The organism is Polaromonas aquatica, from assembly GCF_050626995.1.
GTDB lineage: Bacteria > Pseudomonadota > Gammaproteobacteria > Burkholderiales > Burkholderiaceae_C > Polaromonas > Polaromonas aquatica_A.
Genome location: NZ_CP192467.1, coordinates 331529 through 357451, shown reverse-complemented (window position 1 = coordinate 357451; position 25923 = coordinate 331529). Strand labels below are relative to the sequence as shown.

Annotated in this window: 28 protein-coding genes; 9 read left to right on the top strand and 19 right to left on the bottom strand. The window is 61.7% G+C overall.

Annotation, left to right across the window (positions count from 1 at the left end):
* Positions 1-54: 54 nt before the first annotated feature.
* On the bottom strand, positions 55-963 hold the full coding sequence (locus ACQ4MS_RS01730; RefSeq protein WP_431097328.1) for a peptidoglycan DD-metalloendopeptidase family protein: 909 nt from the start codon (positions 961-963) through the stop codon (positions 55-57).
* 29 nt (positions 964-992) lie between these two features.
* Positions 993-1220, bottom strand: coding sequence for a hypothetical protein (locus ACQ4MS_RS01725; protein WP_431097327.1), 228 nt, complete (start codon positions 1218-1220; stop codon positions 993-995).
* Between the two features lie 306 nt (positions 1221-1526).
* On the opposite strand from ACQ4MS_RS01725, the gene ACQ4MS_RS01720 reads away from it, so the two are divergent.
* The 3 genes from ACQ4MS_RS01720 to ACQ4MS_RS01710 are packed head-to-tail and all read left to right on the top strand — an operon-like array spanning position 1527 to position 2769.
* Positions 1527-2018 (top strand): SRPBCC family protein, encoded by a 492-nt coding sequence (locus ACQ4MS_RS01720; protein WP_431097326.1) that lies wholly within the window; start codon positions 1527-1529, stop codon positions 2016-2018.
* Positions 2019-2055: 37 nt separating this feature from the next.
* The gene (locus tag ACQ4MS_RS01715) at positions 2056-2388 is read left to right on the top strand and encodes an ArsR/SmtB family transcription factor (RefSeq protein ID WP_431097325.1); all 333 of its coding nucleotides are present in this window, start codon (positions 2056-2058) and stop codon (positions 2386-2388) included.
* 54 nt (positions 2389-2442) lie between these two features.
* Positions 2443-2769: a DUF2200 domain-containing protein gene (locus ACQ4MS_RS01710; protein ID WP_431097324.1), complete on the top strand. Its 327-nt coding sequence runs from the start codon at positions 2443-2445 to the stop codon at positions 2767-2769.
* Positions 2770-2804: 35 nt separating this feature from the next.
* On the opposite strand, the gene ACQ4MS_RS01705 is transcribed toward ACQ4MS_RS01710, so the two are convergent.
* The 6 genes from ACQ4MS_RS01705 to ACQ4MS_RS01680 form a co-directional block, all read right to left on the bottom strand.
* Positions 2805-3398: a pseudouridine synthase gene (locus ACQ4MS_RS01705; RefSeq protein ID WP_431097322.1), complete on the bottom strand. Its 594-nt coding sequence runs from the start codon at positions 3396-3398 to the stop codon at positions 2805-2807.
* 32 nt (positions 3399-3430) lie between these two features.
* Entirely contained in the window at positions 3431-4054 is a 624-nt protein-coding gene (locus tag ACQ4MS_RS01700) for a DUF938 domain-containing protein (protein WP_431097321.1), read from the bottom strand.
* Between the two features lie 18 nt (positions 4055-4072).
* Positions 4073-4594 (bottom strand): DUF3592 domain-containing protein, encoded by a 522-nt coding sequence (locus ACQ4MS_RS01695; RefSeq protein ID WP_431097320.1) that lies wholly within the window; start codon positions 4592-4594, stop codon positions 4073-4075.
* Positions 4591-5577: an alpha/beta hydrolase family protein gene (locus tag ACQ4MS_RS01690; protein ID WP_431097319.1), complete on the bottom strand. Its 987-nt coding sequence runs from the start codon at positions 5575-5577 to the stop codon at positions 4591-4593. Before ACQ4MS_RS01690 ends, ACQ4MS_RS01695 begins: the two co-directional genes overlap by 4 nt.
* 37 nt (positions 5578-5614) lie before the next feature.
* The gene (locus tag ACQ4MS_RS01685) at positions 5615-6208 is read right to left on the bottom strand and encodes a hypothetical protein (RefSeq protein ID WP_431097318.1); all 594 of its coding nucleotides are present in this window, start codon (positions 6206-6208) and stop codon (positions 5615-5617) included.
* A gap of 79 nt (positions 6209-6287) precedes the next feature.
* Entirely contained in the window at positions 6288-8153 is a 1866-nt protein-coding gene (locus tag ACQ4MS_RS01680; RefSeq protein WP_431097316.1) for a glutamine--tRNA ligase/YqeY domain fusion protein, read from the bottom strand.
* Positions 8154-8281: 128 nt separating this feature from the next.
* On the opposite strand from ACQ4MS_RS01680, the gene ACQ4MS_RS01675 reads away from it, so the two are divergent.
* Positions 8282-8680, top strand: a complete 399-nt coding sequence (locus ACQ4MS_RS01675) for a hypothetical protein (protein WP_431097315.1) — start codon at positions 8282-8284, stop codon at positions 8678-8680.
* Positions 8681-8838: 158 nt separating this feature from the next.
* Here the strand turns inward: ACQ4MS_RS01675 and ACQ4MS_RS01670 are convergent, their stop codons facing one another.
* The 6 genes from ACQ4MS_RS01670 to ACQ4MS_RS01645 form a co-directional block, all read right to left on the bottom strand.
* Complete coding sequence (locus ACQ4MS_RS01670) at positions 8839-9414, bottom strand: DUF3455 domain-containing protein (RefSeq protein ID WP_431097314.1); 576 nt, start codon at positions 9412-9414, stop codon at positions 8839-8841.
* Between the two features lie 186 nt (positions 9415-9600).
* Entirely contained in the window at positions 9601-10191 is a 591-nt protein-coding gene (locus ACQ4MS_RS01665; protein WP_431097313.1) for a DUF3455 domain-containing protein, read from the bottom strand.
* 321 nt (positions 10192-10512) lie between these two features.
* Entirely contained in the window at positions 10513-11067 is a 555-nt protein-coding gene (locus ACQ4MS_RS01660; RefSeq protein ID WP_431097312.1) for a DUF3455 domain-containing protein, read from the bottom strand.
* Between the two features lie 429 nt (positions 11068-11496).
* A complete protein-coding gene (locus ACQ4MS_RS01655; protein WP_431097311.1) occupies positions 11497-12168 on the bottom strand; it encodes a DUF924 family protein in 672 nt (223 codons plus the stop codon).
* 18 nt (positions 12169-12186) lie between these two features.
* Positions 12187-13347 carry a branched-chain amino acid ABC transporter substrate-binding protein gene (locus ACQ4MS_RS01650; RefSeq protein ID WP_431097309.1) on the bottom strand — a complete coding sequence of 387 codons (1161 nt, stop codon included), beginning with the start codon at positions 13345-13347 and terminating at the stop codon, positions 12187-12189.
* A 231-nt stretch (positions 13348-13578) separates the two neighbouring features.
* Positions 13579-14604 (bottom strand): alpha/beta hydrolase family protein, encoded by a 1026-nt coding sequence (locus ACQ4MS_RS01645; protein WP_431097308.1) that lies wholly within the window; start codon positions 14602-14604, stop codon positions 13579-13581.
* 257 nt (positions 14605-14861) lie between these two features.
* Between ACQ4MS_RS01645 and ACQ4MS_RS01640 the strand changes: the two genes are divergently transcribed.
* The 3 genes from ACQ4MS_RS01640 (at position 14862) to ACQ4MS_RS01630 (ending at position 17417) form a co-directional block, all read left to right on the top strand.
* Positions 14862-15695 carry an undecaprenyl-diphosphate phosphatase gene (locus ACQ4MS_RS01640; RefSeq protein ID WP_431097307.1) on the top strand — a complete coding sequence of 278 codons (834 nt, stop codon included), beginning with the start codon at positions 14862-14864 and terminating at the stop codon, positions 15693-15695.
* 34 nt (positions 15696-15729) lie between these two features.
* Positions 15730-16935, top strand: a complete 1206-nt coding sequence (locus tag ACQ4MS_RS01635) for a dienelactone hydrolase family protein (protein WP_431097305.1) — start codon at positions 15730-15732, stop codon at positions 16933-16935.
* A gap of 98 nt (positions 16936-17033) precedes the next feature.
* Complete coding sequence (locus ACQ4MS_RS01630; RefSeq protein WP_431099512.1) at positions 17034-17417, top strand: DUF3597 domain-containing protein; 384 nt, start codon at positions 17034-17036, stop codon at positions 17415-17417.
* An 815-nt stretch (positions 17418-18232) separates the two neighbouring features.
* Here ACQ4MS_RS01630 and ACQ4MS_RS01625 read toward each other — a convergent pair.
* From ACQ4MS_RS01625 to ACQ4MS_RS01610, 4 genes are all read right to left on the bottom strand, one after another.
* On the bottom strand, positions 18233-19075 hold the full coding sequence (locus ACQ4MS_RS01625) for an alpha/beta hydrolase (protein ID WP_431097304.1): 843 nt from the start codon (positions 19073-19075) through the stop codon (positions 18233-18235).
* 17 nt (positions 19076-19092) lie between these two features.
* Positions 19093-19920 (bottom strand): peptidase, encoded by an 828-nt coding sequence (locus ACQ4MS_RS01620; protein ID WP_431097302.1) that lies wholly within the window; start codon positions 19918-19920, stop codon positions 19093-19095.
* A 59-nt stretch (positions 19921-19979) separates the two neighbouring features.
* Positions 19980-22559, bottom strand: coding sequence for a DNA mismatch repair protein MutS (gene mutS / locus ACQ4MS_RS01615; protein ID WP_431099511.1), 2580 nt, complete (start codon positions 22557-22559; stop codon positions 19980-19982).
* 145 nt (positions 22560-22704) lie between these two features.
* Positions 22705-23694, bottom strand: coding sequence for an inositol monophosphatase family protein (locus tag ACQ4MS_RS01610; protein ID WP_431097301.1), 990 nt, complete (start codon positions 23692-23694; stop codon positions 22705-22707).
* Between the two features lie 138 nt (positions 23695-23832).
* On the opposite strand from ACQ4MS_RS01610, the gene ACQ4MS_RS01605 reads away from it, so the two are divergent.
* Together ACQ4MS_RS01605 and cysE are read left to right on the top strand one after the other, a co-directional pair.
* Positions 23833-24648, top strand: a complete 816-nt coding sequence (locus ACQ4MS_RS01605) for an RNA methyltransferase (protein ID WP_431097300.1) — start codon at positions 23833-23835, stop codon at positions 24646-24648.
* 9 nt (positions 24649-24657) lie between these two features.
* Entirely contained in the window at positions 24658-25434 is a 777-nt protein-coding gene (gene cysE, locus ACQ4MS_RS01600; RefSeq protein WP_431097299.1) for a serine O-acetyltransferase, read from the top strand.
* Between the two features lie 88 nt (positions 25435-25522).
* Here cysE and ACQ4MS_RS01595 read toward each other — a convergent pair whose 3' ends face one another.
* The gene (locus ACQ4MS_RS01595) at positions 25523-25861 is read right to left on the bottom strand and encodes a DUF4870 domain-containing protein (RefSeq protein WP_431097298.1); all 339 of its coding nucleotides are present in this window, start codon (positions 25859-25861) and stop codon (positions 25523-25525) included.
* Positions 25862-25923 lie beyond the last annotated feature (62 nt).

The following is a 25923-nucleotide window of genomic DNA, read 5'->3' as shown; positions in this document are numbered from 1 at the left end:
GGCTAGGGCCGTTTTTCATGCTGAAAACGGTTGTTAAACGCGCCTTGCGCCTGCTCAGGCCGCCAAAAACAGTGCCGGGTCCACCATCGTGCGGTTCAGCATCACCCCCCAGTGCAGGTGCGGGCCCGTCACCCGGCCCGTGGCACCCACGGCGCCCAGGCGCTCACCGGTCTTCAGCATGTCGCCGGGCTGCACGTTGGTGGCGCTCAGGTGGCAATACATGCTGAGCAGTCCGCCACCGTGGTCCAGCCACACCGTGTTGCCGTTAAAGAAATAGTCGCCCGTGTCTATGACCCGGCCGGGCAGCGGCGCCACCACCGGCGTGCCTGTGGCCGCGGCGATGTCCATGCCGCTGTGCGGGTTGCGCGCCTGCCCGTTGAACACGCGGCGCAGCCCGAAGGAGCTGGAGCGCCGCCCCGGCACCGGCACCTGCATGCGCAGCGGCGCCTCGGGCACCGGCTGGCTGAAGGTGGCCATCACCACCGCCTGGTGTGCGCGCTCGCGCTCGTAGCGCGCCTGGTCTTCGGGCGACAAATCCACCGTGCGCGGTTCTACCTTCAGGTGTTGCTCGCGGTACTGCTTGGCGGCTACTGTGTAGGCCAGCTGCCGTTGTGTGCCGTCAGCGGCCTGCACGGTAATGCTGGCTTCGCCGGGCTCGGCAGACAGTGCAATGCCCAGCAGCGCCGTCCACTCTGCCGCATCACCCAGCACCAGCACAGGCACATCGCCCGCAAAGGCCACGGGCCGCTCCGCCGCAGGGCCCAGCGGCAGCCGGGCAATGCCACCGGGCACCTCCAGCGCTTTGGGCCAGACACCCGAGGGCGCCGTTGCCGCCGCAAGGTGTGAGGCAGGAAAGGTCAGCAAGCTCATGCCCGCCAGCAGGGCCGAGCGGCGAGTAACGACCGGAGAAACGGAAGAGGGTGGAGGCGAAAGCGGCGTAGGGTGTGAAAAGCTGGCAGGCATGGCGCCAATTATTGCGGCACGGCGGGTTGCTATGACGCTGCAGACGGTGTCATGGTGATTTTGCCTTCCTGCACATAGTCATCAAACTGGGTCCGTGGAATGGCCGTCACGGCGGCAACGCCGTCTCCGGCATCCCAGCTGAGTGTGGCGCTGTCGGGCTCCAGCGCAACTTCCACACGCACGCGGGGGATTTGAATGGGCGCACCGTCACCCGGTGTGTAAGTCACGTCACCGGTAATCATGGCGAACTGGGGCATGGCTGTCTCCTGCAGGGTTGGACGAGGTGGGCGGTAAAGGGCGGTAAACCCGTACCGCCTTATTTGACACGCTGCCCCAGGGAAACCGTGTAGGCGAACACCACTTTGAAGAGTGTTTCGGGTCGTGCGGGTGAGGCATGGCACTTGAAGCTTTCACCATACGGTTGAGAGGGACTTGCACCTGCAGGGCTCGCGGCCCGCTTGCAATTGATTGCCCGGAATTTCAAACGGTTTCAAATTCATGCAACCAAAATGTTGCATGAGAGAACTGGCCGGTGCATAATTCATGCAACAAGGAGATTGCATATGACTTCATCGTCCACTTCGTCCATTTCATCAACCTCATCCACAGACCGCATTGAACGCAGCACCTTGATCAACGCGCCCGTATCGCGGGTCTGGCGCGCGCTGGCCAATGCCGAAGAATTCGGCGGCTGGTTTGGCGTGGCGCTCAAGGGCAAATCCTTTGTCGCCGGCCAGCAGGTGCAGGGCCGCATCACCATTCCGGGCTATGAGCATGTGGTGTTCGACGTGTTCATTGAACGCGTCGAGCCCGAGAAACTGTTTTCCTACCGCTGGCATCCGTATGCGGTAGACCCGGCCGTCGACTATTCAAAAGAGCCGACCACGCTGGTCGAGTTCACGCTCAAGGACACCGGCAAGGGCACGCTGCTGAGCGTGGTGGAATCAGGGTTTGACAAAATCCCCGTGGCCCGGCGCTCAGAAGCCATCCGCATGAACACCGGCGGCTGGGAAGGCCAGATGGAAAATATCAAGAAATATGTCACCACGCAGTAATTCCTCCAGACCCTCCAAGTCCTCCAAGCCCTCCGAAATGCCAGCACCCCAGCCCGGCCCCGCGGGCGTCTTCGCCGCCCTGGGCGACGAAACCCGCCTGCGCCTGGTGGCTGTGCTGTGCGTGGGCGGTGCCGTATCAATAGCGCAGCTCACTTCCACCACCGACATCACCCGCCAGGCCGTGACCAGGCACCTGCAGGTGCTGGCCGAAGCGGGGCTGGTGCATGACATCAAGGTAGGGCGGGAGCGGCTGTGGCAATTTGACCCGCAGCAACTCGACGAAGCCCGCCGCTCGCTGGATTTGATTGCCCAGCAGTGGGACCAGGCGCTGGGCCGGTTGAAGGCTTCGCTGGAGGCGGAGCAAAGTTAGCGCGCTGACGACAAGCTGCAAGGAATGACCATGGCCCAGCACAAGATTTTCACGATGGCGTTTGCCAAGGTCTACCCGATGCTGGTTCAAAAAGCCGAACGCAAAGGCCGCACCAAAGAAGAAGTCGACCAGATCATCCGCTGGCTGACGGGCTACGACCAAAAGGGGCTGGACAAACAAATCAGGCAGCAAACCGATTTCGAAACATTCTTCGCCCAGGCGCCCGCAATGCATCCGAACGCGCCGCTGATCAAAGGCGTCGTCTGCGGCATCCGTGTAGAAGAAGTCGAAGACCCGCTGATGCAAAAAATCCGCTGGCTGGACAAGCTGGTCGATGAGCTTGCCAAAGGAAAAGCGATGGAGAAGATTCTGCGGGCATGACTCCGTGGCAGTGCACGAGAAGGTTTGTTGCTTGCTTACGCTTCCGCCTTTTCTTCCGCTTCACGCCAGACGCCCTGCGCCAGGCCTTGCAGCGAATAGGGGCCGATGGAAGCGCGAATCAGGCGCAAGGTCGGGTAACCCACCGCCGCCGTCATGCGGCGCACCTGCCGGTTGCGCCCCTCACGAATGCCCAGTTCCAGCCACGTGGTGGGGATGGCTTTGCGCACGCGCACGGGCGGTTCGCGCTCCCACAGGTCCGGCGGTGTGTCGATCAGCCGCGCGTTGGCAGGGCGCGTCATGCCATCGTTGAGCTGCACGCCCTGGCGCAGTGCAGCCAGCGCAGCTTCGTCGGGTACACCTTCAACCTGCACCCAGTAGATTTTTTCCATCTTGAAGCGCGGGTCACTGATGCGTGCCTGCAGCGCGCCGTCGCTCGTCAGCAGCAGCAAGCCCTCGCTGTCCGCATCTAGCCGGCCGGCCACATACACATCCGGCACGGCGATGAAGTCCTTGAGCCCGCGCCAGCGGCCTTCGGGCGTGAACTGGCTCAGCACGCCGTAGGGCTTGTTGAAGCAGATCAGGCGCGGCGGCATGCCGGTTAAGGGCTGGTTGGAATCGGCAAGAGGCATGGGCCGATGGTACCGGCCCACGAACTGCGCCGTTAATGGTTTGACGGCTGCTGTGACCGGCCCCAGACCAGCAGCAGGTTGTTGGCAGGCATGGCATGCCGTGCTTGCAGCTGCAGGCCGGCGCGTGCGGCTTGCTGCTCTACATCTACCCTGCGCCTGATGCCCCAGCCGGGGTCTTGCGCACGCAGGCTTTGGTCAAAGCTGAGGTTGCCTTCCGAAGTGGGTACGCCGTCTTCCAGATACGGCCCGTAAGTCACCAGCATTCCGCCCGGCGCCAGATGGCGTGCGCTGCCCTGCATCAACGCCGCGCAAGTCGCCCAGGGAGAGATGTGCAGCATGTTGGCGCAGTAGATCAGGTCGAATTGTTCGATGCCTGGCAGCCATTCGGCCGCCATCACGTCGAGCACAAGGGGTGGGCGCACATTGCGCAAGCCCTGTTCAGCTACCCAGGCAGAGATGGAGTCCATCGCAACAGGCATCGTATCGGTGGGCTGCCATGTCCATTGGGGGAGGGCGGCGGCAAACCAGGCGACGTGTTGGCCTGTGCCTGAGGCGATTTCTAACGCGTTGCCGCGTTCCGGCAAAACCTCGCGCAGGGCATCAAGGATGGGTTGCTTGTTGCGGTCTGCTGCTGGACTGAAGTTGGAGTAAGACATGATGGTTTGGACAGGGGATCAAGGGATTTTTTTTGATGTGCCCGCACGCGGCCATATCACACTGGCGCAGTAAAGTACAAACACAGAAACGGCAGAACACAACAGGAACACCATCCAGGTACTGCCCGACAGGCGATCCGGCCACTGAACGATCCGGGCCTTTTCCGGCTGGTCCGGCAAATAAACTACTGCAACTTTTTGACCGATCAGCTCCCGCTGCTGGTGCTCTGCGAATGGCGAGCCTGCACTGGCCTTTAGCGTTACCGGACCAGTGGGGGTGGTGAACAAAACGTCAGGGTAAAAACCGGTAAATCGCTCCGCGCCCTTCCCGGTTGTCTGGAAGTGTCGAAAGCTGATGATCACACCTTCCACATGAATGCCTTCGCGCTCGTACCGCTTGTCCAGCCAGTATTCCTCAAAAAGGATGCTTCCGAAGATATATGCCAGGAACAGAATGACACATGCTCCTGAGGCCATGAACGCGGCATACCCTTTACGAGCCAAAGGACTGAGTTTGGCGATGGCATCTTTATTAATCATCCCTTAAGCCCCTTACCCGCCCGCGCCACCATCTCCTCAGTCCCTAAATCCCTCGCACACCACCCCGCCACAATGCGCGAAGAGTTGGACAAGCCATGCGCATCCGGCCCGGTACCTTCGCCATGCAGCACCTGAACCGGAATCTGCGCTTTTTGCAGGGCATCGGCCATCACAGTTTGTGAGGCCCAGAAGACGTTTTTGTCATTCGGATTGCCCAGTACAAACACGCGCAGCTTGGGGTTAACTTTTTCCTTGGTGACAAACTTCCACGGCTCGTAGGAGTCGGCGGAGTTGGTGGTGTCTTTGGTGCGGCCCATCATTTCCCAGCGGATGCGGGGCGAGGAGGGCGCTGAGGTGGGGATGGCGCAGATGATGTCTGCGCGTTGGGTGATGAGTGCTGAGGTGACGTGGCCGCCGCCGCTTTGTCCGGCGATGACCCACTCTTCAATGCCGTGGCGTTTTTTGATTTCGTCGAGTGCGGCCGAGATGATGACGGACTCATCAATGCGCCTGCGCTGCATGTGGTTGCCTGATGAGCCGTGGGTGCCGGGGCGGCCGACGAAGATGTAGGGCATGCCTAGCCATCGGGCCCAGTCTTCGGCATTCTTTTGCAGCCGGGCATTGCTCAGGTCAAGATAGGTCTGGCTGGTCTTGCTCACGCCTACAAAGATGTCGCCGTGAAAGAACACGATGGCGCGTTTGACGGGCTGGTCGCCAAAACCGGCCTTCCAGTATTTGATGCATTCGGCGCCCGAGCTGGCTGTGGCGGCCCAGGCGGTGTTGGCGGCGGCCGCGCATTGCGCCTGTGTGGCCGTGACGCCGCGCATGATGGCTGATTCTGAGAAATCGCCGGCGTCGCTGAACTCGGCGCGGCCGAATTGCGCGTGGCTGGCGGCCGGTGTGAATAGTGCGCCCGCCATACCCCACATGACCCCCTTCATCAGAACTTTGTTGAAACCCTTGGGGTAAAGGATCTGATGCATGTGCGGGGCTTCGCCGGGCTTGACTGCAACCTGCTTACTACTGCTTCAAGCCCGACTTTTGCCACTGCCTCACTACAGTGCCAACGTAGTTCTGTTGACATTCGTCCTTGTTGGGAAATGTATTTGGCATGAAGCATCGCGGGCCATCTGCTTCATATTCCGATCGGAAGACCGCCTTGAACTTTTCCGCCGCCGGTGCCGTTGGCCGCCACTGGATGATGGTGGCTTTCCATATGCGACCTGAGACGGATGAGCCGGCGCTACTCGTCGTGTGGACAAATCTGTCGAGCTTCTGAATCCAGACGTGTGAATAGCCTACGGGGATCACAAGCGTCGCGTTTGTCGTGTGCAGCTGATAGTCAGCGTCGGCTCCCGATTTTTTTACTTCGGCGGTCATTGCCTGACCCAAGGGGTCATACATTTTTTTTGCGTTGTCTGCCTTTGAGAATGCAAAGCCGCTGGGCAATTTGTCATATTCCAGGCCGATATCGATGACGACCAGTACCTTCTTCACAGGCTCAGGCGTAAAGGTTTCTTTTTTCTCTGAAAATATTGTCGGATCTTTGATGGTTGCACACCCACTCAGTCCGGCAACTAACGTGATGAGCAGCGTCTTGATGATGGTTTCCATGCTTTTTCCTCCCTCGATATTGTTTGTATTTGGCGCGCTATAGGGTCTTTAGCTCCGGGCTTTTAGAAATGGCCCGGCTTCACTTGGCCCAACTGTCTTTCATACCTGTCACCCGGTTGAACACGACTTTGCCGGTTGCGTGATCAACAATGTCTGTGACAAAGTACCCATGCCGCTCAAACTGAAAGCGCGTACCGCCGGGTACATTCGTCAGCGATGGCTCGACATACGCGGTCACGGTCTTCAGGCTGTCAACATTCAACTCATCCAGGAAGTCCTTGTCACCGGTGCCGGGGTGCTCGACGCTGAACAGGCGGTCATAGAGGCGCACTTCAGCCTCAACTGCGTCATTCACACCGACCCAGGTGATCACGCCCTTGACCTTGATGGCGTCGGAACCAGGGGTGCCGCTCTTGGTGTCGGGAATCAGGATGGCGTGCACTTCGGTGACCTTGCCGTTGGCGTCTTTCACTGCGCCTGTGCATTCGATGACGTGGCCGTACTTGAGGCGCACCTTGCTGCCGGCAATGGCTTGTTTGCTGGCGTTGATGTGCGGCGGGAACAGGCGGAAGAAACCTTTGGGGGGCGTCTCTTCGTAGTCGGTGCGTTCAATCCAGACTTCCTTGCCGATCTTGAACTGGCGTTTGCCCATGTCTTCGTGGTGCGGGTGTACGGGTGCGGAGCAGTCGTCGAGTTTGCCTGCGCCCATGAGCTCGTCCCAGTTGGTCAGCACCAGCTTGACGGGGTCAAGCACGGCCATCGCGCGTGGAGCGATCGGGTCGAGTGTGTCGCGCAGCGAGCCTTCGAGCGTGCTGTAGTCGATCCAGCTGTCGCTCTTGGTGACACCAATGCGTTCGGCAAAGAGTTGAATGGCTTCGGGCGTGTAGCCGCGGCGGCGCAGGCCGACGATGGTGGGCATGCGCGGGTCGTCCCAGCCGCTGACGCGCTGCTCCGTCACCAGCTGGGCCAGCTTGCGTTTGCTGGTAAGCACGTAGGTGAGGTTCAGGCGCGCAAACTCATACTGGCGCGGGTGCGGTGTGGCGATCAGCTTGCCTTCGGCCAAGCGGTCGAGCAGCCAGTCGTAAAACGGGCGCTGGTCTTCAAACTCCAGCGTGCAGATGCTGTGGGTGATTTGCTCGAGTGCGTCTTCCACCGGATGGGCGAAGGTGTACATCGGGTAGATGCACCATTTGTCGCCGGTGTTGTGGTGATGGGCGCGGCGTATGCGGTAGATGGCCGGGTCGCGCATGTTGATGTTGGGCGAGGCCATGTCAATTTTTGCGCGCAGCACGGCGGCGCCGTCGGCGAGTTTGCCGTCACGCATTTCACGAAAGCGCGCCAGGTTTTCGGCGGGCGTGCGGCCGCGGAAGGGGCTATTGGTGCCGGGGTGGCCGAAGTCACCGCGGTTGTGGCGCATTTCTTCAGCGCTTTGTTCATCGACGTAGGCGTTGCCGCTTTCGATCAGGTACTCGGCTGCGCGGTACATGAAGTCGAAGTAGTCGCTGGCCTGGTAAGGTTTGTCACCGCCTTTTGGGTTGCCGATTTGTGCCCAGTCAAAGCCCAGCCACTTGACGGCTTCGATGATGCTGTCGACGTATTCGGTGTCTTCTTTTTCGGGGTTGGTGTCGTCAAAGCGCAGGTGGCACACGCCGCCGTAGTCGCGCGCCAGGCCGAAGTTGAGGCAAATGCTTTTGGCATGACCCACATGTAAGTAACCGTTGGGCTCGGGCGGAAAGCGCAAGCGCACCTTTGCCGGGTCGGGCTGGCCGGCGGCGTGGTGGGCGGCGTCCCCGGGGCTGCCACCCCAGCGGCGGCTGGCATACGTGCCCTCGGCCAGGTCTTTCTCGATGATCTGGCGCAGGAAGTTGCTGGGCTTGTGGATTTCTTTGTCGGCAGGGGCGGAAACAGCAGACGGGGCAGCTTTGGAGGGAACGGGGGTGGTCATTGGCTGATTTTAGGGGGTTACGTTTGGCTACGCTCTTCACTGTGCGTGCGGTATGCCGTTACGAGGGTGCCGCGTTTAATAAGCACATGGGCATTTCCTGCCCGCCCTCTACCTCACAAGGAGATCATATGAAGACAGCAATCAAGGCAAACCGCTCCGTCGCCATGGCTGGCGCCGCAGCCGCGCTGGCTCTGGCCGCCTTCGGCTTTGCCGGTGCTGCCCAGGCCCGCGACAACGTGACTTTCTCTGTGGGCATTGCCACCCCCGGTGTGCACGTAGGCGTGACCAACGCCTACCCGGTGTACCAGCAGCCGGTGTACGTGCAACCTGCACCCGTGTATTACCAGCCTGCGCCGGTGTACTACGCGCCGCGCCCCGTGTATGTCAGGCCTGCGCCTGTGTACTATGCGCCAGCACCGGTGTATTACGGCCCAAGGCACGGCTACTACGGCCCGCGCCCGGTGTATTACGAGCGGCATGGCCATGGGCACGGCCGCGGTCATGGCCATGGTCACGGACATCGCTAGGAACGGTTAAGGGGGTGAAAGGCTCTTGCCAATCATTCCCCAAAATCACTCCCAAAAAATCATTCCCGAAAGTCCCCAGCAAAAAGCCCGCTTCGTGCGGGCTTTTTCTTTCTCTTTCTCTTTCTCTTTCTCTTTTTTCCTTGGCGATGAGAGGTGTCTCAAGCAGCCGGCCGCCAGAACACATGGGCTGCTTCATAAGGCACGGACACCCGCATGCCCAGGCTTGCGGATGTGCAGGGGGTGGGGACTACCCCGCCCACGGTTCTGCGGGCCTGGATGTAGCTGATGGTGGCCAGCGCCCCTTTGGTGTCTGAAGGGGCAACCATCGCGCGCAGCAATGGCATGTTCTGCTTGCCACCGGAGATTTCAACCAGTTCCCGTGCGGTGGCCCTGGAGCCGTCGCTGTGTTCCCAGCGTGAACGCGTGTCGGGGTAATACACGATGGTGTTGCCACTGCCGTCTTGCAGCCTCAAACCGGCGGACCGAAGCAGCCAGGCGTATTCGTAGGGTGCGCGCTTGATGGCCTGGCATTCGTAAAGCAGGTCACCGCGGCCCTGTGCTTCGAACACGGCAACGTGGCCCGCAGGCACGCGCACGGACTCCGGCAATATCTGCTGAGCCTGGTGGAGGATAGGCTGGCGCAGGCTGCAGGCCCCGAGTGCACCCACCGCGCCGGCGACCAGGAGCACACGCCCGAGCAAGCCGGCGGAAAAACGGAAGGCGTTGAGGTTCACGATGGTTTCCAGGTAAGGAACAGGAGGCTAGCCTTCAGTAGACCAGCTTGCTCCATCGCCGTCTGTAGGTAACCGCAGGGACCTGATGCGGGGAAACACCTGTATGAAAGTCGGCGGCGGGCTGAAACGGAAAAGCCCGATGGGACACGCCGTGAGAGCGCCGCGTGAACAGCCGCCTTGCCCGCGTCAAGCAGCTTTCCAGAAAATATAGTCAGCCTGGTAGGACGTTGTCAGCTTGTCGCCAATGTCGGCCTGTGTGCAGCTCTTGCTCAGGTCCTGGCCGCCTTTGGTCTTGACGCGCTGGATGTAGGTGACGTTTTGCAGGACACCAGGTGTGGCACCCGGTGCGCCGGTAGAAAGCTGCTGCGGCAGGTTGGTGGCGCCTACGCGGGGCGCCAGCGCCACTTGCGTGCCGACGACGCTGGAGCCATCAATATGCGTCCAGGTCGCGGGTGGGCCTGAATATTTCGCGACGGTTTTGCCGGTGCGGTCCAGCAGGTCGGCTTCGGGACGCACCAGGACCCAGCCTATGGTGCCGGCCGTGTCGGCGTTGGCCTTGCACTCGTAGTGAAGAAGGCCGCTGGCGGTGGTTTCAAGCACTACAACATGGCCGGACGGCACCATGACCGAAGCATCCAGCTGGTCCTGTGTGTATTCCCTGGGAAGCGGCGCGACGCCCGCGCAGGCTGTTATCAGCGCGGCGGTGCCGGTGACCATGGCCAGCGTGACGGCAGCGCTCTTGCTGTACGCCCAGAGGATGTTATGCGTGCTTTTCATGAAGGCTCCTCGCTTTTTTTGCTTGATTGTTTTTTGTCCCTTTTGCAGTAAATCCTGGCGGACATCAAACATCTGTAGGACGCCGCGCAGGCCGGCTGCCAGCGCGTTTCCGTACCGGTTGCGGGTAAAAACGGGGGGTACAGCCATTTCCAGGCGCCTGCGCCGGGTGCCCGCAAAAAAGCCCGCCGGGCCTGCCCAGAAGCAAGCCTTGCGGGCCGGAAAACAGCCCCGCCTGGTTTCAGAGCTGGCAGCGCATCCTGGCGCAAAAAGCGTTGGGGTCGCGCCGAAACGCGGCGGGCAAGGGCGCCGTCTTGGCTGGCCTTACATCGCCTTGTAGAAGATGTAGTCGGCCTGGTACTTCACGATTTGTTTGGCGCCCATGGTGGCTGCGGCACAAGGCATGGCTGGTGCAACGCCGCCTTTGGTGTCCACGCGCTGGATGAAGGTCACACCGCTCATGGCGCCGCTGCCCGTGGCCGGGTTCGCCTTCACGAGTTGCGAGGGAATGTTGCCTGTCCCGTTGGGAGCGACGGCGATCTGCGTGGCGGTCAGCCTGGAGCCGTCCATGCTTTCCCAGGTGGCGGGCGGGCCGTAGTATTTGCCGACCTGCATGCCGCTGCGGTTGTTGAGCTTTGCGTCGGGGCCGACGAAGACCCATTCAAACTGGCCGGCCATGTCTTTTTTGGCGCTGCACTGGTAGGTGATTTCGCCCACGCCTACCGTCTCCATCGCAACCTTGTTGCCGGCCGGAACCTGGATGGCGGCGGGCAGCCCGGCCTGCGAATACATCGGCTGCATGGGCGTCATGCTGCCGCAGGCGGCGAGCAGGGATACGAACAGAACTGAAGCTGAGGCGGTGGCAGTACGTAGCATCATTTTTAAACTCCTGGGTTTTATGAACCGGCCAGGCAGGCCGGCGTAGGCTGGCGGCCGCTCGTTTTATTGCGCGTGGCGCGGCCGTCCGCTACTGATACGCCGCAGGATGGATGCTGGATTCGAAAAGGCCCCTGTGCTTTCCGTTTTGTGCAGATCGCTCGCCTGTGGTTGGCAAAGCCGGTTCCACGGTTCATGCTGGCCCTGGTACGGCTCGCTTCGCATCGTGTTCTATGCCGATTGCTATCAAATTGGTAGCTGCTCGCGCCCGTTTTGCAAGGACTCGAGGTCGATTTGATGCATAACTTCCGCAGCGCCGGCTCCACGGGGTATTCACCAGTGGGTGCCGCGGGACTGGCTTTGCCAGACCGCAGGCGCCGCCCCCTGAGGGGGAGCAGGCTACACGAAGTGAGACTGAAAGGGGGTGGGCTCTCACTGCCCGAAGCGCGGACCCTTTAGCAGGAAGTCGGCTTCTTCCGCCGTATCCGTCCGTCCCAGTGACGCGTTGCGGTAGGGAAAGCGGCCAAACCGGGCAATGATGTCCCGGTGCTGGTGAGCGAAGTCAAGGTTGCCCTGAAAGCGTTGCTTGAGTGAGGCTGGCGCATCGGCCTGCAAACGAGTAAAGCGCGCGACGCATTCATCCTGCAGCGTCAGGTTTTCGGCATGCATCAGCGGCATGTACATAAAGATCCGGCCGGCCCAGGGCAGCCGCAGGTCGTCACCCGCGGCCAGCGCCTCCAGTACCAGCTGTTGCGCCCGTGCATCCCCGGCGAAGGCCTTGCCCTGGCCGCGAAAGACGTTGCGGGTGAACTGGTCCAGCAGGATGACGAGCGCCAGGCGATGCAGGGGAGGTTGGTCCCAGTCTTGCAGGCCGCCGTTGACGGCTGTTGTGACCTCGTTGCCAAAACGCGCCCGGATGTCCGCGTCGAGTTCGGCGCCGCCGCCAAACCAGCGTTTGCCGAGGTCTTGTGTCGGCCATTCCTTTTCCACGCCGTCGCCCAGCCAGAAGTCCAGGACTTCGGCGGGCGCGGCGTGTTGCCGGGAAGGCGATGCGCTGGAGAGCGCGGAGGGAGCGGCTGTTGGTGGGAGTGTGGGCTCGGTCATGGCGACCGAAAGCTTAGCCTACCAGCGGTCGGAGCGCAGCTGCAGATCCCAAACACCCTTGCGGACTGAGTACACACCCACGACGCCGTAGCGCTGCTCACCCACGGCATCCCATTTCATGGAGCCGGTGATGGGCGCGTAGCCGTCAAAGGTGCGCAGGGTTTCGGTGATTTTCTCGGGCTTGACCGAGTTGGCGCGCTTCATGGCGCCGGCCAGGATGTACATGGCGTCATAGGTGTAGTGGCCGCCGTAGGCCGGCTCCATCTTGTAGGTGTCCTGGTACTTGCTGAGGAAGGCCTTGCCGTTGACGAACTCCTTGGCGTCAAGAATGGGAGAGGTGGCGTACAGGCCCTTGACGATGTCGCTGCCCTTGAGCATGGCGGTGGTCTTGATGGTGTCGCCGCCCAGGATGCTGACCTGCTGCGTGTAGTCGATTTTCTTGAGCGCTTCCATCAGGGCGAGGACCTGGAAGTCGCCTTGCGTGGACACGATCACTTCGACGTTGCCAGCCTTGATCTTGGCGGCCAGGTCGTCGAATGCGGTGGTCTTGTCGTCCGATGAATGGGCGACAACCACTTCCTTGCCGGCCTTCTTCAATTCTGCAGTCGCGCCTGCGGCCAGGCCCTTGCCGTAGGTGGTGCCGTCGTCGACTACCGCAAACTTGCCGGCGCTGAGCTGGTTGGCGGCAAAAGAGCCAATGGCACGGGCCTGCAGGTTGTCGTTGGCGACCAGGCGGAAGGTGGTGGCCAGGCCGAGCTCGGTGAACTTTGGGTTGGTCGAAATGGCCAGCTGGGCGACATTCTTTGCGGCATAGACCGGTGCGGCCGGAATGCTGACGCCTGAATTGAGGTTGCCGATGACGGCGACCACGCCAGCGTCTACAAGCTGCTGGGCGACTTCGACACCGGCTTTGGGATCGGAACGGTCGTCCATGGCCACGATCTCGATCTTGACGGTCTTGCCCTTGATCTGGAAGCCTTCCTTGTTGAGCTCGTCCACGGCGAGCTTCACGCCGTTGTGCAAGTCCTGGCCGAGCGCGGCAAGGTTGCCCGAAAGGGGCTGTGCAACGCCGATCTTGATCGTGTCAGGCGGGTTGTCACACCCTGCAAGCAGGGCGGCTGTGACAACAGTGGCGGTGAGGGCAACCAGAGAATGGCGGCGGGAAGCGAGGCTGTTCATCGTGAGAACCTTGGTGTTAATAGTGATGTAACCGAATGTATATTTCACTTTCACGAAGCGGTAGTAGGGTTCGCCCATCCGGGAACGAATGTACGAGGAGATAAGTTTTACTAATGCTTCGAATTGGTTCGTTATGAAGGCAAAAATTGCACCGAAAGGGCTCATTTCCGTCCGTTTTGACGCGATTTCGCCTGGGAGCGTATTACCCCTGCTTCCGGCCGTTGCGGAAGGTCAGGGGATCAAGTGCTTGCGCAGGAAGGCGCTGATTTTGCGGTCCACGGCAGGGAGCTGACTGCGGTCGAAGCCGGGTGGGTCCAGCAGCAGATCCTTGGCGAGGGCCGACATCGCATTGCCTGGCGGAGGGGGCGACAGCAGCGCACCATGCCCACCGCCAGGCAGGTCGGCCACGTGTTCGCAGCTCTTGCAGGCTTGGAGAACCGCGCCGCTGTGAAAACGCGGCACCAGCCATTGGTCTTGCTGGGCGGTCACCAGCCCAAGCGGCACGGGCGGTGAGGCCAGCGACGCCAGATCGAAATCCGCTGCCAGCGGCACGCCCGCGACAACCGCCCGGATACGGGGATCGGCATGGGTTTGCCAGGCCGCATCGTTGAATCTCTGGCGGATCACTGCCAGGGCCACCGTTTTTTTGACGCCATCGAGCATGCCGCCTGTCAGCCGGGTGGTCAGCCCGACGCAGGTGTGAAAGTCCTCGGCGATGTGTGCCTCGCAATGGCGGCCAAGCATGGCTGGCGACCAGCGGCCGCCGGCCAGTGTCAGGGCGGTGTGGCCGCCAGCCGACATGCCGTACATGCCCACCTTGTCCAGCGACAGCAGCGGTGCGAAGCGCGGGTCATGCGCGACGGCATCAATGGCACGGGATACCTCGGCAGGGCGCTGCTTCCAGCTGTCGGGCCCGGGCTTGGAAGGATCCATGGTGTTGTCGCCCCGGTGCTGTGGAAATGCGACGATGAAGCCGTCTTCGACCAGGCGGCGGGACAGGTCGGTGTACGTCCAGGGCAAACCACCGGACCCATGCGAAATGACAACCAGGCGCGTATTGCCGCGCACCGGTTGGCCGCCACGGTCCAGCTTGAGCGAGTACGGCCCGAACTGGGCCTGCTGCTCTTCACCGGCAGAAGGGTAAAACACCCTGACAGGACCGTCGCCCTGCAGGCCCGGCAGCTCTATAAAACCCATGCCGGCTTGGGCGCAGGTGGCGGCGAGCAGCAACAGGCAGCTCAGGACATAACGGTGCATGGTGTTTCCTCTTCTTTTGGGCGCTCGGGCTACCGCCCGATCGGGGCATTGTGTGGTTTGAAGGATTTTCACCGAACGTGCACGGTGCGGCGGCTGACGCTGAGGCTCTTAAACCCAGCATGAGCCGCGGGACTGGCTTTGCCAGACCGCAGGCGGGCGGCCCCTTTCTCTGTGCAAGGGGCAGGGAGCTACACGCAGTGAGCGACCGTGGGGGGCGACGTCGGCGGCGATAATCTCCGCTACTTTTTGGAGACCGCGTGGATATTGCACTGTTGATCAAAGCCGCCATCATGGGCATCGTCGAAGGACTGACCGAATTCCTCCCGATCTCCTCGACAGGACACCTCATATTGGCCGGCGCCCTGCTGGGATTTGACGATGAAAAGGCCAAGGTATTCGACATCGCGATCCAGACCGGCGCCATCTTTGCAGTGATCCTTGTGTACTGGCAGAAGATCCGCGCCACGGTTGTGGCCCTGCCGACGGAGAAAAAAGCGCAACAGTTTGTGATCAATGTGCTCGTCGCATTTGTGCCGGCGGTGCTGCTGGGTCTGCTGTTCGGCAAGGCGATCAAGGAGAATCTTTTTACGCCGGTGGTGGTGGCCAGCACTTTTATCATTGGCGGCTTCATCATCTTGTGGGCTGAAAAGCGCCAGCAAAACAATCCGGCGGTTGCGCGTATTCAAGAGGTCGACGACATGAGCGTGGTCGACGCTATCAAGGTCGGCCTGGTGCAATGCCTTGCCATGATTCCCGGCACCAGCCGCAGCGGCGCCACCATCATTGGCGGCATGCTGCTCGGGTTGTCCCGCAAGGCCGCAACTGACTTTTCGTTCTTCCTGGCCATGCCCACGCTGATCGGCGCCGGTGCATACAGCCTTTACAAGGAGCGCGCGTTGCTGTCGATGGCGGACGCACCCATGTTTGCGGTGGGGCTGGTGTTTTCTTTCATCAGTGCCTGGCTGTGTGTGCGCTGGCTGCTGCGCTATATCTCGACCAATAGTTTTGTACCCTTCGCCTGGTACCGCATCGCCTTTGGCATTGTGGTGCTGGCAACGGCATGGAGCGGCCTGGTGGTCTGGGCAGAATAGGAAACCGCGCATCCACAAAGAAGGGAAGGTAGCCATGACCTGGTTGCGGCATTTTTTTGCGCTTCTTTTCATCCTGTTGCCGGTGCCGCCGTCATACGCGAGCGGCCCGGTGTCCATCCCGTCGCAGGATGGCAAGCTGCAGATTCCCGGTTACTGGTTCGACGCTGGGGGCAAGTCCCCGCAGCCGGTTGTCATTGGCCTGCACGGCTGCGGCGGCGGGCTCGACAGCAAAGGCAATTTTGCCGACCGCCTTTTCCGGTATGGCGGGTACTTCAATGCGGAGCGTATGCATTTCCTGGCGCTGGACAGTTTCACGCCGCGCGGGCAAAAGTCGATCTGCGAAATTCCCAACAGGCTCCGGACGATCAATGAAAGCGACCGCCGCGAAGATGTGTTTGCTGCCATCGACTGGCTGGTGAAGCAGCCGTCTGTTGACGCGTCGCGCATTGTGGTGCTGGGTTGGTCGCATGGCGCGCAGACGGTACTGCGCACCATCGACGCCACAGACAAATATGTGCAGGCGCAGAAGGTGCAGCCGCGCGCCGCCGTCGCTTTTTACCCCGGTTGCCTGCTGAGCAACAAGATGTGGAGTTATGAAGTTCATATGCCGCTGCTCATCATGAGTGGCGAACTCGATGACTGGACGCCGGCCAGGGAATGTGTCTCCCTGCAGCAGCGCCTGCAAAAGGACAAAGCCAATGCGCCGGTGGACCTGGTCGTCTACCCCGGCAGTTACCATGGTTTCGACGGCCCAGGTCCCGTCAGGCAAATGGAAGGGCTGGGCAACACCAAAACCGGCAAGGCCATGGTGGGTGGCAACCCCGCGGCACGGGAGGCCTCCCATGCGCGCATGTTTGAGTTTTTGTCTGCGCAGCTTGGACAACCCTTGCTGCTTTCGCATGCCCAGCGCTTCAAGGGCCATCACTATGAAGTGCCGCCCGCATCAGGTTTCGCGGCCGTCGATGACACGGCGGCAGTGCCCCTCAGTGATGCCGGCAAGGCGCGTTATGCCCACTTTCGCACCTTGCCAAATCCCAAAGCCTTTGCCGTGACCGAAAAAGGCGGCTGGTACTTCAATGCCGGCGAACCTGAAGCGATGGCGACGACCTTCCGGTTGTGTGCCAAAGCGAAGTCCAGGTGCTGGTTGTATGCGGTGGACGACCAGGTGGTGTGGCAGGTGGATGTGACGGCCAGGGCGGGTGAGGGCGGTTTGCGGCGCGTGGGTGCGGCATCGCAATGAGCTGAGGTGTCACGGTGCCTGCGGTTGGCGTGACGTCTGACAGGAAACGTCACATGGTGGTGTTAGGCTGGATTTTTAACTTCACCCTGAGGCGCACCATGAGCATTCTTGGCAAGATTTTCGGCAAGATTTTTCCCTCGCTGCGTGATGACGAGGCGCCAACGTCGGCACAGGCGCCTGCAACAACCCCTGCAGCGACGGCTCCCGCACCGGCACTCCTGCAGCAGGTCGATGTGGCAGCTCTGCTCAATGACCTCGCAAGCAAGAATTCCCAAAAACTCAACTGGAAAACTTCGATCGTCGACCTCATGAAACTGCTGGACCTGGACAGCAGCCTGGCCGAGCGCAAGGAACTGGCCAAGGAACTGGGCTACACCGGCGACATGAACGACAGCGCTTCGATGAATATCTGGCTGCACAAGCAGGTCATGAACAAACTTGCGGCCAATGGCGGCAAGGTGCCGGCCGAACTCAGGGACTGAGTTCGGGGGCCTCACAAACTACCTTGGCCGGATGGGGACTTACCCTTGCTGGCGGCTTGCCGGGTTGGCTGGGCGGGTTGTGGAGATGCCTTCGTTGTGCAGCGGAGGTTTTTTAGGTGATTTTGGCCTTTTGGCCAAGGAATGCTGGGGTAATATGCTATTGAATTGATAGCATCTTCGTTGAGGCTGCCGTTGATTTGATGGGCGCGCTCTTTGCTGGTACAGCTGGCCGGGGGTTGCCCGGCGGCAAGTAACTTTCTTTTGCTTCGCCAAAAGAAAGTCACCAAAGAAAAGGCGACCCGCAGTCTGGGTCCTTACGCTTCGCTCCAGGCAACCTGCGGTGCTCGAGGCAAGCGGGGTCTCGCTCGAACTCGCCTTCGGCTCAGACAATCGCGATCCCTGATCCGCTTGCCTCTGCGCTCCTCGGCCCAGCCAGGACGGGGAAGTCCGAAGAGAAGCAAACCAATACCAAGACAAACAAGGACACGCCTTGGCGTGTCCTTGTTTCTTCAGGTGTTCGGTTTTGGCATTCGGCTGTTGGATTTCTTCCCCCACCCCCTTCTGTATGCGCCGAGGAGCGCAGGGCCAGACGGATCAGGGCAAAAACTTGTCTGAGCCGCAGGCGAGTTGTTTTTGACCCCGGCTGGACCGAGCACCGCAGGTTTCCCCGGAGCGCAGCGCAGGGGACGCAGACAGCAGGGTCGCCTTTTCTTTGCTTACTTTCTTTTGGCGAAGCAAAAGAAAGTGAGTTGCATGCCGGGCAACCCCGGCCAACAAGCCTCAGCAGAGCGAGCGTCCGCCGGAACCACACCAAGCTAGTCGAGGAAATTCCTCAAAGCCGCTTCAATCGCAGCCGCCGCTGCCAAAGGCTTCTCCATGGGAAACAAATGACTCCCATCGAGCATCATGATTCGTCCCTTGGTCACCTTCTCGGTCATCGCCATCCCGACCTGCTTCATCTCCACAGACTGCCGCCCGCCGATAAAGGTGACGGGGCATTTCAGCGGATGGCGTTTAAGCAGGCCCTCCAGGTTGTGGGGCAGGGTGTTGTAGATCGCGGTTTCAACGTCGCGATCGAAGCTCAGCAACCGCTGGCCTTCGCCTTCATCGGCGCCGTCGTGCGTGCCGTGCTCGATGTAGTCGCGCAGCACCTGTTCGTCCCAGGCGGCAAAGGCCTTTTTGCTGCGAAAGTGTTCGAACACCTCCTCTTTGCCCAGCCACTGGTTCTTGCGCTTGCGGCTGATGGCGCCGGGTGAAATGGAGCCGACCAGCTGTGCGCGCTTGGCCACGCTCAGCGCTGCGGCGCGCCAGCCGCCCAGGATGGGCGAATCGACCAGTACCACGCCCTTGACGGACTGGCCACCCAGCACCGGATTGCGAGCGGCGCACATCAGGCTTAAAAACCCGCCCAGTGAGTGGCCGACGAGGAAGGCCGGCTGGCCGGACTTTTCAACTTCGCGGGCTGTGAAGTCGGCGAGCTGCTGAACCAGATGCGGCCAGTTGCTGGTAACGGGGTAGCGCGGATCGTGGCCGAATTTTTCAATCGCCTTGAGCTGGAAGCCGCGCGCCTTCAGGCTCTGGAATACCGCGCTGTAGGTGCTCGCCGGGAAGCTGTTGCCGTGGGAAAAGATGACCAGCGGTTTTGCGGAATTGGGCACGGTAACGTTTACCGGGCCTAGATCAGTTTCTCGTCGGGCGTGCTGATTTTTTTCAATGGCTCGTGGCGCGTGGCCGGCATCTTCAGCGGGATGTCGGTGTGCGCGTCGTCCCACACCGGATCTTCAATGCTGTCGAACACCTGGCGCAGCTTTTGGCCCCAGCTGCTGTGCATCATGCGGTAGTAGGGATTGTCGTTGTCGATGCAGACGATCTTGTCGCTCTTGTAGGTGTCGGCTTCATAGACCACCAGGTCCAGCGGCAGGCCGACGGAGAGGTTGGATTTCATGGTCGAGTCCATGGACACCAGCACGCACTTCGCGGCCTCGGCCAGCGGGGTGGCCGGGGTGAGCACGCGGTCCAGCACGGGTTTGCCGTATTTGGACTCGCCGACCTGGAAGTAGGGTGTCTCGTCGGTGGCTTCAATGAAGTTGCCGGCTGAGTACATCTGGAAGAGGCGCATGTTCTCGCCGCGGATCTGCCCGCCGAAGACCAGCGACACGTTGAAGTCCACATCGGCGTTTTTCAGCGCTTCGGCGTCGCGGTTGTAAACGCGGCGGATCGCCGAACCCAGCACGCGCGCGGCGTCAAACATGCTTTTGGCGTTCCAGATCGTGATGGGCTCGCCGCCTTCGTGGTCCTTGAGCTGCTCGACCTGCAAAATCTCCCGGACGGATTGGGAGATCGACAGGTTCCCTGCTGACAGCAGCACCATGAAACGGTCGTCCGGCTTTTCATAGACGATCATCTTGCGGAAGGTACTGATATGGTCCAGGCCGGCGTTGGTACGCGAATCGGACAGGAACACCAGCCCGGCGTTGAGTTTGGCGGCGACGCAGTAAGTCATGAGGTGGTCTGGGGTTTGTGGGGTCGTAGAAGGCGTGGGGGGTGTCGGGCTGCGCTGGATCACGGTGTGACGGAAATCTTCTTCAGGCGGTACAGGGCATCGAGCGCTTCCCGCGGGCTCAGTGCATCAGGGTCTATGGTACCCAATGCCTTTTCCACGGCGCTTTGCTCGGGTGCGGCCGCTTCGGGCGGGGCGGCAAACAGGTCCACCTGGGCGCGGGTTTCGGTCTGCTGGGTTTCCAGCGCAGTGAGGGCGTGGCGGGCGTGGTTGACGACCGCGGCAGGCACGCCCGCCAGCTTGGCCACGGCGATACCGTAGCTCTTGCTGGCGGGGCCAGGCTCGATGTGGTGCATGAACACAATGTCGGCGCCGGACTCAACCGCGCTTACGTGCACATTGATCGCGCCGTGGTGTTGCGCCGGGAATTCGGTGAGTTCAAAGTAATGGGTGGCAAACAGCGTGAAGGCCTGCGTCTTGTTGTGCAGGTAGGCCGCGATGCCGCCGGCCAGCGCCAGGCCATCGAAGGTCGAGGTGCCTCGGCCGATTTCGTCCATCAGCACCAGGGAATGCGGCGTGGCGGCGTGCAGGATCTGCGCGGCCTCGGTCATTTCGAGCATGAAGGTCGATTGCGCATTGGCCACGTCGTCGGCCGCGCCTATGCGGGTATGGATGGCATCGATGGGCCCGAGCTTGCAGCCGGCCGCCGGCACGTAAGAGCCGACGCTGGCCAGCAGCACGATGAGCGCCACCTGGCGCATGTAAGTCGATTTACCGCCCATGTTGGGGCCGGTAATGACCTGCATGCGGTGCTTGCCGCTCATGCGCGTGTCGTTGGCGATGAAGGAGCCGCCGCCTGTTTCGGCCAGGCGCGCTTCGACCACCGGGTGGCGGCCTTGCGCAATGTCGATGCAGGGCTCCCGCACAAACACGGGCGCGGCCCAGTTGAGCGTGAGCGAGCGCTCAGCCAGCGCGCACAGCGCGTCAAGCGATGCAAGGGCGCGCGCCAGGCGGCACAGCGCGGGGATGAAGTCCTGCAATTGGTCGAGCAACTGTTCGTACAGCCATTTTTCGCGTGCCAGCGCGCGCTCCTGCGCCGACAGCGCTTTGTCTTCAAACGCTTTCAGCTCCGGCGTGATGTAGCGTTCGGCGTTCTTCAGCGTCTGGCGGCGGCGATAGTCGTCGGGCACCTTGTCGAGTTGGCCCTGCGTCACTTCGATGTAGAAACCGTGCACCTTGTTGAACTGCACGCGCAGGTTAGCGATGCCGGTGCGGGCTTTTTCGCGGACTTCGAGATCCAGCAAAAAGCCATCGCAGTTGGTCTGGATGGCGCGCAGCTCGTCAAGGTCGGCGTCGCAGCCGTGGTTGATGACGCCACCGTCGCGGACCAGCGCGGCGGGCTCGTCCAGCACATAACGGCCCAGCAGAGCGCTGCAACCTGCGGGCGGTTGCAAGTCTTCGAAAATGTTGACCAAAAGTGCCGGGAGCCCGCTATCGACGGGCGCCACCAGCTCCGCTTTTTGTAGCGTGTCTTTCAGCGCCACGAGCTCACGCGGGCGCACCTGGCGCAGCGCGATGCGGGCGGTGATGCGTTCGACGTCGCTGCAGCCCTTGAGCCTGGCACGCAGCGTTTGCTGGGCACCGCCGCGCAGATGCGTGATGGCTTCGAGCCGCGCGGCGGCTTGGGCGCGGTCACGGCGCGGGGTGAGCAGCCAGCTCTTGAGCGCGCGGCTGCCCATGCCGGTGGTGCAGGTGTCCAGCAGTGAAAACAGCGTGGGGGAGTCTTCGCCGCGCAGTGTCTGCGTGAGCTCCAGGTTGCGGCGTGTGGTTTGCGGCAACTCGATCAGCTCGCCCGAGCGCACCACCTGCAGGCCCTGTACATGCGAGAGCGCGCGGCCCTGTGTGTGCTCGGCATAGCCCAGCAGGGCGGATGCGGCCGCATGTGCTTCGTTCAATGCCTCGGCGTTCCACGAGGCGAGCGAGGCGACCTTGAGCTGGTCGAGCAGCCGGCGCGCGCCGAGCGCCGCATCGAACTGCCAGGCAGGGCGGGCAGACGATGCGCAACGCTGGCTTTTCAGGCGCTGTTCAAAGGCCGGCGTCACATCGACGTTGTAGAGCAGCTCGCTGGGCGCCACGCGCGCCAGCCAGGCTTCGAGTTCGTCGTTGGCGCAATGCGCCAGGTGGATTTCGCCCTGTGTCACGCTGAGCCAGGCCAAGCCGCAGGTGTTGCGCGCGCCCTGGTGCACGGCGAGCAAGATGGATTCGTTTTTGTCGTTCAGCAGCTCGGTGTCAGTCAGCGTGCCGGGCGTGACGACGCGCACAACCTTGCGCTCGACCGGGCCCTTGCTGGTGGCGACGTCACCGACCTGCTCGGCGATGGCCACGGATTCACCGAGCTTGATGAGCTTGGCCAGATAGCCTTCCAGCGCATGAAAGGGCACACCTGCCATCACCACAGGCTCGCCGGCCGACTGGCCACGCCGTGTCAGCGTGATGTCGAGCAGGCGCGCGGCTTTTTCGGCATCGGCAAAAAAGACTTCATAAAAGTCGCCCATGCGGTAGAAAACCAGCGTGTCGGGGTACTCGGCCTTGATGCCGAGGTACTGGGCCATCATCGGCGTGTGGGCTGCCAGTGGCGGCATGGTGGTGCCGGCGGGCGTGATGGGGCTGGCGTTGTCGGGTCTCACCTGGGCGTTCTCACTCATGCGGGTTGGGGGCTGGGACGGCGCGCGTGGCGCCATGTCATTTCCGCATTATCAGCGTGCGGCGACCTGCACCGCAGTGTGCCTAAAAGGGAGCGTCGGGCGCCTTGGCGGCGGAGTTGTCGCCGGCCTTGATGCGCTTGGCCTTCAGCGTGGGCTTTTCAGCCGCAGCTGGGGCCGGGGCAGGTTCTGCGCCGTCTTCAGCTTCAGCCGGCTCGGCAGGAATGTCCTTGAGCGCCTGGCGCACCGCGGCTTTGTCGCCGGCGCCGGCGAACTTGCTGTATTTGCCCAGCGTTGCCACCAGCTGGCCATAAATGCGCGGGTTGCCGGCCACGCATTCGCCGAGATCCATGAAGTCGGCTTCCCCGGTGAAGTTGCCGATCAGGCCGCCGGCTTCGGTCACCAGCAGCGAGCCGGCCGCCACGTCCCAGGGCTTGAGGTTGGCCTCAAAAAAGCCGTCGCTGAAACCGGCGGCCACATAGGCCAGGTCCAGCGCGGCGGCGCCCGGGCGGCGCACACCGGCGCACTGGCTCATCACTTCGCCGAGCATGTTGAGGTAAGTCTTGAGCTTGTCGCCGGGGCGGTAGGGGAAACCGGTGGAGATCAGGCCCTCCTGCAGGCGGGTGCGCTTGGCCACGCGGATGCGGCGGTCGTTCAGGTAGGCGCCGCGGCCTTTGGTGGCGCAAAAAATGTCGTTACGGGTGGGGTCGTAAACCACGGCCTGCTCGACCTTGCCTTTGACGGCCAGCGCAATGCTGACGCAATAGACCGGGAAGCCGTGAATGAAGTTGGTGGTGCCGTCCAGCGGATCGATGATCCAGACGAAATCGGAGTCTTTGGCGCCATGCTCGCTGCCGGATTCTTCGGCCAGGATGCCGTGGCCGGGGTAGGCGGTCAGAAGGGTTTCGATGATCGCGGCTTCGGCCGCCTGGTCGATCTCGGTGACGAAATCGTTGGTCTGCTTGACCGAGACGCGGACCGCTTCGACGTCAAGCGCGGCGCGGTTGATGATGGCGCCGGCAGCGCGCGCAGCCTTGATGGCCACGTTGAGCATGGGATGGAGGTTGCTGGACATAATTTGTAGGGAAGAACGGGAAAAACCGGCGCTGACGATGCGGGCGGCGGGCAATGGGGGTATTTTCCCATAAACGGGATTCGCCCTCGTTTTTGGCCGCCGAGCCACCCGGAATGCGGTTCTAGGACAATCCAGCCCATGCGAACCCGATTTGTCCTGATCAACACGAGCCATGCCGGTAATGTGGGCGCCACCGCCCGTGCCATGAAAACCATGGGTTTTGACGACCTGGTGCTGGTGGCACCGCGCTGGGCCAATGTGCTCAACCGCGAGGAAACCATCCAGCGGGCCAGCGGCGCACTCGACGTGCTCAAAAACGCCCGCATCGTCGCCACCCTGGACGAGGCGCTGGACGGTATGGCCCACCTTTGCGCCACCGCCATGACGCCGCGCGACTTCGGCCCGCCCACGCGGGCACCGCGCGAGCACTTTGCCGGTTTGCTGGGGCAAGCTGGTTTGCTATCAAAAGAGGAGCTGGTAGCGCCCGTTTCTGCTGGGCAGAAGCCCGATTCGGTTGCTTTTTTATTCGGTTCCGAACGGTTTGGCATGCAAAACGAAGATGTCTACCGCTGCCATGTGGCGCTGAGCATTCCGACCGATCCAAAGTTTGGCTCGCTCAACCTGGGCGCCGCCGTGCAGCTGATCGCTTATGACTGGCGCCAGGCGTTGGGCGGCTTCAGCGTCCAGCCGGCCACGGCCGAGCCTGTGCTGGCCGATGCAGCGGCGGTGGCCGGCATGCTCAAACACTGGGAAGAGGCCCTGACCGGCATTGGCTTTCTGGACCCGGCTTCGCCCAAAAAGCTGATGCCGCGGTTGAACCAGCTGTTCAACCGCGCCCAGCTCAGCCCCGAGGAAATCCACATCCTGCGGGGGGTTGCCAAGGCCATGTTGTCCAAAACCACCCAAATGCCACCCAAAGACAGCACGCCAGCGCAGTCTGCGGGCGGCCACTAAACTCCCACCATGTTTTCCCGACTCCGCTCCGACATCCAGTGCATCCTCGACCGCGACCCTGCCGCCCGCACGGCCTGGGAAGCGTTGACCTGCTACCCCGGCCTGCATGCCCTTGTCCTGCATCGCCGCGCGCACTGGTGCTGGAACCACGGCTTCAAGTGGCTGGGCCGGTTTATCTCGCATGTTTCGCGCTGGGCAACAGGCATTGAGATCCACCCCGGCGCCAAAATTGGCGAACGGGTGTTCTTTGACCATGCCATGGGTGTCGTCGTCGGCGAAACCGCCGAGATCGGCGACGGCTGCACGATTTACCAGGGTGTGACGCTGGGCGGCACCTCGCTTTACAAGGGCGCCAAACGCCACCCGACGTTGGGGCGCGACGTGGTGGTGAGCGCCGGGGCCAAGGTGCTGGGCGGTTTTGTCGTCGGTGACGGCGCCAAGATCGGCAGCAATGCGGTGGTGATCAAGCCGGTGCCGGCGGGGGCCACGGCAGTGGGCATTCCGGCCCGCATCATCCCGTCCAAGATGGGCGAAAGCGCCGACGTCACCACATCGCCCAAGTTCTCTGCCTACGGCATTACCCTGGACGACGACCCGATCGGGCAGGCCATGAAGGGACTGATCGACAACGCGTCGTCCCAGGAGCACCAGATTGCCCTGCTGTGGCAGGCGATTGAAAAGCTTTCGGGCTCGCAAACTGCCATGAACAAGGACTGCGTGCCCAAAGATGCGGCGCTGACGGAAACGTTTGAGGCCGACAAGCTCAACCAACTGGTCGGAAAATAACACCGGCAAGGGCTGCTGAAGGTAAAAAAAAGGAAGGGCGAACCCTTCCTGTGCCATTTTGCCTTTGGGCGATCAGCTGATCAGCTGATCAATTGATCAATCGAAGCGCGAACGGCACGCGAAAGGCCTTGCCGTTCGATGCGCCCATCGCGCCCATGACGCAGAACACCAGATGGCAGATGCCCAGGGCCGCGAACGCCAGAAAGCCGATCAGCACAAAGGTGAGGATGATCGCCGCTACATAGCCGATGGCAGCCGTGATGGACCAGTTCAATGCTTCCTTGGACTGGTCCAGGATATAGGGGTCATCCTTTTTCACCAGATAAACGATCAGGCTTGGGATAAACCCCAGGAACAGGGTCCCAATCCAGATCAGCACCGCGGTATTTTTTGATTCCTTGCCTGGTGTTTCGATCAGCTCATCCATCTCGGCTCCTCAAGGTTGAAAGCCCAGATACTACGTGAGAAAACAAGGCGGCCGCACGGTGG

Coding starts and splice junctions, on each gene's coding strand:
- ACQ4MS_RS01730 (WP_431097328.1), bottom strand. CDS start 963: ATGCCTGCCAGCTTTTCACACCCTACGCCGCTTTCGCCTCCACCCTCT.
- ACQ4MS_RS01725 (WP_431097327.1), bottom strand. CDS start 1,220: ATGCCCCAGTTCGCCATGATTACCGGTGACGTGACTTACACACCGGGT.
- ACQ4MS_RS01720 (WP_431097326.1), top strand. CDS start 1,527: ATGACTTCATCGTCCACTTCGTCCATTTCATCAACCTCATCCACAGAC.
- ACQ4MS_RS01715 (WP_431097325.1), top strand. CDS start 2,056: ATGCCAGCACCCCAGCCCGGCCCCGCGGGCGTCTTCGCCGCCCTGGGC.
- ACQ4MS_RS01710 (WP_431097324.1), top strand. CDS start 2,443: ATGGCGTTTGCCAAGGTCTACCCGATGCTGGTTCAAAAAGCCGAACGC.
- ACQ4MS_RS01705 (WP_431097322.1), bottom strand. CDS start 3,398: ATGCCTCTTGCCGATTCCAACCAGCCCTTAACCGGCATGCCGCCGCGC.
- ACQ4MS_RS01700 (WP_431097321.1), bottom strand. CDS start 4,054: ATGTCTTACTCCAACTTCAGTCCAGCAGCAGACCGCAACAAGCAACCC.
- ACQ4MS_RS01695 (WP_431097320.1), bottom strand. CDS start 4,594: ATGATTAATAAAGATGCCATCGCCAAACTCAGTCCTTTGGCTCGTAAA.
- ACQ4MS_RS01690 (WP_431097319.1), bottom strand. CDS start 5,577: ATGCATCAGATCCTTTACCCCAAGGGTTTCAACAAAGTTCTGATGAAG.
- ACQ4MS_RS01685 (WP_431097318.1), bottom strand. CDS start 6,208: ATGGAAACCATCATCAAGACGCTGCTCATCACGTTAGTTGCCGGACTG.
- ACQ4MS_RS01680 (WP_431097316.1), bottom strand. CDS start 8,153: ATGACCACCCCCGTTCCCTCCAAAGCTGCCCCGTCTGCTGTTTCCGCC.
- ACQ4MS_RS01675 (WP_431097315.1), top strand. CDS start 8,282: ATGAAGACAGCAATCAAGGCAAACCGCTCCGTCGCCATGGCTGGCGCC.
- ACQ4MS_RS01665 (WP_431097313.1), bottom strand. CDS start 10,191: ATGAAAAGCACGCATAACATCCTCTGGGCGTACAGCAAGAGCGCTGCC.
- ACQ4MS_RS01660 (WP_431097312.1), bottom strand. CDS start 11,067: ATGATGCTACGTACTGCCACCGCCTCAGCTTCAGTTCTGTTCGTATCC.
- ACQ4MS_RS01655 (WP_431097311.1), bottom strand. CDS start 12,168: ATGACCGAGCCCACACTCCCACCAACAGCCGCTCCCTCCGCGCTCTCC.
- ACQ4MS_RS01650 (WP_431097309.1), bottom strand. CDS start 13,347: ATGAACAGCCTCGCTTCCCGCCGCCATTCTCTGGTTGCCCTCACCGCC.
- ACQ4MS_RS01645 (WP_431097308.1), bottom strand. CDS start 14,604: ATGCACCGTTATGTCCTGAGCTGCCTGTTGCTGCTCGCCGCCACCTGC.
- ACQ4MS_RS01635 (WP_431097305.1), top strand. CDS start 15,730: ATGACCTGGTTGCGGCATTTTTTTGCGCTTCTTTTCATCCTGTTGCCG.
- ACQ4MS_RS01630 (WP_431099512.1), top strand. CDS start 17,034: ATGAGCATTCTTGGCAAGATTTTCGGCAAGATTTTTCCCTCGCTGCGT.
- ACQ4MS_RS01620 (WP_431097302.1), bottom strand. CDS start 19,920: ATGACTTACTGCGTCGCCGCCAAACTCAACGCCGGGCTGGTGTTCCTG.
- mutS (WP_431099511.1), bottom strand. CDS start 22,559: ATGCCGCCACTGGCAGCCCACACGCCGATGATGGCCCAGTACCTCGGC.
- ACQ4MS_RS01610 (WP_431097301.1), bottom strand. CDS start 23,694: ATGTCCAGCAACCTCCATCCCATGCTCAACGTGGCCATCAAGGCTGCG.
- ACQ4MS_RS01605 (WP_431097300.1), top strand. CDS start 23,833: ATGCGAACCCGATTTGTCCTGATCAACACGAGCCATGCCGGTAATGTG.
- cysE (WP_431097299.1), top strand. CDS start 24,658: ATGTTTTCCCGACTCCGCTCCGACATCCAGTGCATCCTCGACCGCGAC.
- ACQ4MS_RS01595 (WP_431097298.1), bottom strand. CDS start 25,861: ATGGATGAGCTGATCGAAACACCAGGCAAGGAATCAAAAAATACCGCG.